This window comes from Actinomadura sp. NPDC000929 (genome assembly GCF_040492065.1).
Classification (GTDB): domain Bacteria; phylum Actinomycetota; class Actinomycetes; order Streptosporangiales; family Streptosporangiaceae; genus Spirillospora; species Spirillospora verrucosospora.
This window is the reverse complement of record NZ_JBEUPA010000274.1, coordinates 1-4,436: the sequence shown is the minus strand read 5'-3', so window position 1 is coordinate 4,436 and position 4,436 is coordinate 1. Positions and strand designations below refer to the sequence as shown.

4 protein-coding genes and 1 pseudogene are annotated in these 4,436 nt (G+C 72.2%); all 5 read right to left on the bottom strand.

The window, feature by feature from the left end; all coding sequences use genetic code 11:
- Positions 1 to 250: 250 nt before the first annotated feature.
- Positions 251 to 1,057 (bottom strand): annotated as a pseudogene (locus ABWI04_RS41745) (ATP-binding cassette domain-containing protein); the annotation flags it as partial.
- A gap of 19 nt (positions 1,058 to 1,076) precedes the next feature.
- Complete coding sequence (locus tag ABWI04_RS41740) at positions 1,077 to 2,153, bottom strand: substrate-binding domain-containing protein (RefSeq protein WP_345186559.1); 1,077 nt, start codon at positions 2,151 to 2,153, stop codon at positions 1,077 to 1,079.
- A 269-nt stretch (positions 2,154 to 2,422) separates the two neighbouring features.
- Positions 2,423 to 3,208, bottom strand: a complete 786-nt coding sequence (locus ABWI04_RS41735; protein ID WP_345186563.1) for a DeoR/GlpR family DNA-binding transcription regulator — start codon at positions 3,206 to 3,208, stop codon at positions 2,423 to 2,425.
- A 70-nt stretch (positions 3,209 to 3,278) separates the two neighbouring features.
- On the bottom strand, positions 3,279 to 3,671 hold the full coding sequence (locus tag ABWI04_RS41730; protein ID WP_345186565.1) for a rhodanese-like domain-containing protein: 393 nt from the start codon (positions 3,669 to 3,671) through the stop codon (positions 3,279 to 3,281).
- A 21-nt stretch (positions 3,672 to 3,692) separates the two neighbouring features.
- The coding region (locus ABWI04_RS41725; RefSeq protein WP_353835866.1) for a Gfo/Idh/MocA family protein at positions 3,693 to 4,436 on the bottom strand (744 nt) is incomplete at its 5' end.

Genomic DNA, 4,436 nt, shown 5'->3' with positions numbered 1-4,436 from the left:
GAGTCGCGCGTGTTGCTGAGGGGCTTCTTGTCCGTGGACGCGAGGAAGGAGGAAACCTGGCCGATGACCGCGTCCGGGGTGTTGGGCGGTCCCGGTCTGCGGGGGCGCCATGAGGTCACTCATCGCCCGCTCCCTTCCTCGGGCCGCCCGGTGCGACCCGCTCGGGCCGGTCGCCGTCCGGCCCGTCCGCGCCGCCGGCGGCGGCGTCCTTCTCCTGCGCCGTCCCGGTGTCGCCGCCGTCCTCTGCGGGGGTGTCCCGCGCCTCGGGGCGGAGCTTGCCGGCGCGGCGGCTCACCACGTTGTCGGTCGCGCCGGTGATGGCGGCGACCAGTTCCTCGGCGGAGGTCGTCCGCGCGTCGAACACGCCGTTGTTGCGGCCGAGGCGCAGCACGGCGACGGTGTCGGCGACGGCCTGCACGTCGGCCATGTTGTGGCTGATCATGAGGACGCCGTGGCCGCGCTCCCTGAGCCGCTCGATCAGGTTGAGCACCTCGGCGGTCTGCGCGACGCCGAGCGCGGCGGTCGGCTCGTCCAGGATGATGACCTTCGGGTCGCCGAGCAGCGACCGGGCGATCGCCACCGTCTGCCGCTGGCCGCCCGACAGCGCCGCGACCGGGACCCCCACCGAGGGGATCTTCGCCGAGAGCTGGGTGAGCAGCTCGCGCGAGCGGACCTCCATCGCGACGTCGTCCAGGCGCAGCGCCCGCATCTCGCGGCCGAGGAACAGGTTCTCGATCACGTTGAGGTTCTCGCAGAGGGCGAGGTCCTGGAAGACGGTCGCGATGCCGAGCTGCTGCGCCGCGGCCGGGGTGGGGATGCTCACCTCCCGCGACTCGAAGGTGATGGTCCCCGCGTCCGGGGCGTGCACGCCCGACAGGACCTTCACGAGGGTGGACTTGCCGGCGCCGTTGTCGCCGACGAGGGCGACGACCTCGCCGGCGGCGACGTCCAGGTCGACGCCGGTGAGCGCGGCGACCGCGCCGAACGACTTGCTGACGCCGCGCAGCGACAGCAGCGGGCGCGCCGCGCCGGCGGCCGGGGTGGGCGTTGGTGACATGACGAACCTCGGGAGATCGCTACTTGAGGCCGAGCTTGGCGCAGGCGGCCGCGTACTCGGCGGTGCAGACCTTGTCGGCCTTGAGGGCGCCGTCCGGGCCGAGCAGGACCTTGCCGATGTTGTCCTGGGTGACGACGGTCGGCGTGAAGAGCTCCGACGGCGTGCCGAACAGCGTCGTGTTGCCCTTGGGGGTCTCGCCCTGGACGAACGTGTGGGCCGCGTTGGCGGCGGCCTCCGCCACGATCTTGATCGGCTTGGAGATCGTGTTGTACTGGTCGCCGGCGATGATCCGCTGCGCGGCGGCGAGCTCGGCGTCGTTGCCGGTCACCGGCGGGACGTCGGTGCCGGCGGCCTTGAACGCGGCGACGGCGGCGCCGCCGGTGCCGTCGTTCGCGGCGACGACGCCCGCGATCTGGCCGCGGAACTTGCTGATCTGGCCGCTGACCCACTGCTGGGCCTTCGCGGGCTCCCAGCCGGGCGTGTCGTACTCGGCCAGCAGCTTGAAGCCGCTCGGGTCGACGGAGCTGTGGATGCCCTTCTTGATCAGGTTCGCGGCGGCGTCCGTGGGCGAGCCGTTGACCTCCAGGATGCCGCCCTCGGCCTTCTCCTGCTTGAGGTGGTCGACCAGCGACTGGCCGATCATCGCGCCGATCTTCTCGTTGTCGAAGGAGACGTAGTAGTCGGCCTTGGCCGCCGGGATGGGGCGGTCGTAGGCGATCACCTTCACGTCCCGGGACTGCGCCATCCGGACGATCGACGCCGCCGCGGCCGAGTCGACCGGGTCGATCACGATGGCCTTGACGCCCTGGGCGAGCACCGAGCTGGCCTGCTGCTGCTGCTTGGAGGCGTCGGCGCCGGCGTTCTGGTAGAGCACCGTGCAGCCGCCGCACAGCTGCTTCATCCTGGCCTTGAAGAGCGGGGCGTCGTAGAGCTCGTAGCGGGTCGAGGCGATGTCGGGCATCAGGAACGCGATCTTGGCGTTCTTCGCGTCGCCGCCGCCGGACCCCGCGCTCTTGGAGGAGCACGCCGCGGCGGGAGCGAGCGCGGCGAGCGCCGCGGCGGCCGCGGCGACCGTCCTGAGGGAGGGCTTCTTCACTGAGATCTCCTCGGGGGTGCGCCCGTGAAGGGGGCGTTGGAGCCGATGCGGCGTCCGCGCGACCGGGGTCGGCGGCCACCGCGGGGAGAACGTAACATCACGAACGTTAGAAGTGTCAATACATGCACGTTAACTAACACGGATGATCGTGAAGAAGATCGCGCCGGAAGCCGGAAAAGCCTGGTCACAGCTCGGCATCAATCCCATGAGGGATCTAGGCACGTGCGGGTCAGGCGATGTTAGTTATAACGTCCGTGCTCACACGGAGGTCAGCGGCGCGGGGCGACGTCGTAGTCGACCTTGTGCTTCGCCAGCTCGGCCAGCGCCTCCGGCGCCGCCCCGTCGTCCACGACGACCCGCTCGAAGTCGCTCAGCGGCGCGACCCGGTGCAGCGCGGTGCGGCCCAGCTTCGTGTGGTCCACCAGCAGGACGTTGCGGACGGCGCTGCGCAGCATGGCCCGCTTGACGACCACGACCCGCTGCTCCTGGTGGCCGGCGTTGCCCGCCGACACCGCCGAGGTCGACACGAAGCACAGGTCGACCTGCAACGACTCGATCATCTCGACGCACGAGACGCCCATGAACGAGTTGTGCAGCGGGTCGTAGTCGCCGCCGAGCGCGATCAGCCGGATGCCCTGCACCGGGGCCAGCAGGTTCAGGCCGTCGAGGAAGTTGGTGACGATGGTCAGCGGGCCGACGTCGGGGAGCCGCCGGGCGAGGGCGAGGGCCGTCGTCGAGTCGTCGAGCATGATCGCCATGCCGGGCTCGACCAGCTCGACCGCCCTCGCGGCGACGGCTTCCTTCTCCTCGCGCATCGTCTTGGCCCGGTAGGCGACGCTGCTCTCGAAGACCCCGGACCGCTGCGCGGTGACCCCGCCGCGGTACTTGCGGACGATGCCCTGGCGTTCCAGTTCGTCCAGGTCGCGGTGGATCGTCATGAGGCTGACCCCGAACCGCTCGGCGAGCTCGGCGGCCGTCCCCGACCCCGCGGCGAGCACCGCCTCGGCGATCGCGTCCTGCCGCTGCGCGGGCCCCCGCCGCTGCCGGTCGCTCATGCCCCGCTCCTCCGTCCGGACGCCAGGCCAGAAGTTAACACCAGGAATGTTAAGAGCTCAACTCACCTGGTCACCGGTCGGCGCCCCCGGTCGTCGGCAGGCCCGCCGCGCGCCACGCCTTGAACCCGCCCACGATGTCGGTCGCGTTGGTCAGCCCGAGGTCGTGCAGGGAGGCGGCGGCGAGGCTGGAGGTGTAGCCCTCCGAGCAGAACACGATCACGCGCAGGTCGTGGCCGGTGGCCTGGGGCAGCCGGGCGCCCGAGGCCGGGTCGAAGCGCCACTCCAGGACGTTGCGCTCCACGATCAGCGCGTCCGGGATCTCGCCCTCCTCCGCGCGCTGGGCGGCCGGGCGGATGTCCACCAGCACCGCCCCGTCACTCATCTCGGCGTGGGCCTGGTCGGGGTGGACGCGCGCGAGCCGGTCGCGCGCCGCGGCGAGGATGTCATCGATGGTGCGTGCCATGGACCAAGCATGGCAGGCAGGTCAGACCAGCTGCGCCTCGGCCGAGGCGAGCACCTCCTGGATCCGCAGGCCGTGGGCGGCGTCCAGCGCGGGGCTCGCCCCGCTCCTGACGGCGGCGGCGAACTCGGCCACCATCGTGGCGAACGCGTCGTCGCCGAGCTGCGACCAGTCGAGCCGCGCGTGGCCGCCCCGCCCGTAGACCTCGACGTGGGCGGGCGGGAGCTCCCCCGTGCCCGCCATCGACACCGACGCCTGGCTGATCGCGCCGTTCTCGTGCTCCAGCGTCAGCCCCAGCCAGCCGAGCGGGTCGCCGTGCGCGCGGACGCCGGCGACCCGGCCGAGCGCGGCGTCCAGCATGTCGACGATGTGGGGGCCGAGGTCGAGCAGCGCCCCCTTCTCCAGCCGCCACGGGGTGGCGAAGGGGCCCCCGCTCAGCACGGAGGAGACGAACGAGCCGTAGCCGCCGAACGGCTCCAGCTCCCGCGTCCGGTCGAGGAAGTCGCGGGCGGCGCGCGAGTAGCGCAGCGTGAGGACCATCTGCGAGACGACGCCGGCCTCGGCGATCGCGCCCGCGAGCCGGCGGGCGCCGTCCAGGTCCATGCCGAGGGGCTTCTCCAGCAGGACGGCCTTGCCCGCCCGGGCGGCCCGGGCGGCGAGGTCGGCCTGGACGTCCGGCGGGACGGAGAACGCCACGGCCTCGCAGGCGTCGAACAGCTCCTCGATCCGCTCGAACGAGGGCGCGCCGTGCTCGCCGGCCAGCGCGGC

Excerpts from the sequence above, each read along its gene's own strand:
- ABWI04_RS41735 (WP_345186563.1), bottom strand. The coding sequence starts at position 3,208 with ATGAGCGACCGGCAGCGGCGGGGGCCCGCGCAGCGGCAGGACGCGATC.
- ABWI04_RS41730 (WP_345186565.1), bottom strand. The coding sequence starts at position 3,671 with ATGGCACGCACCATCGATGACATCCTCGCCGCGGCGCGCGACCGGCTC.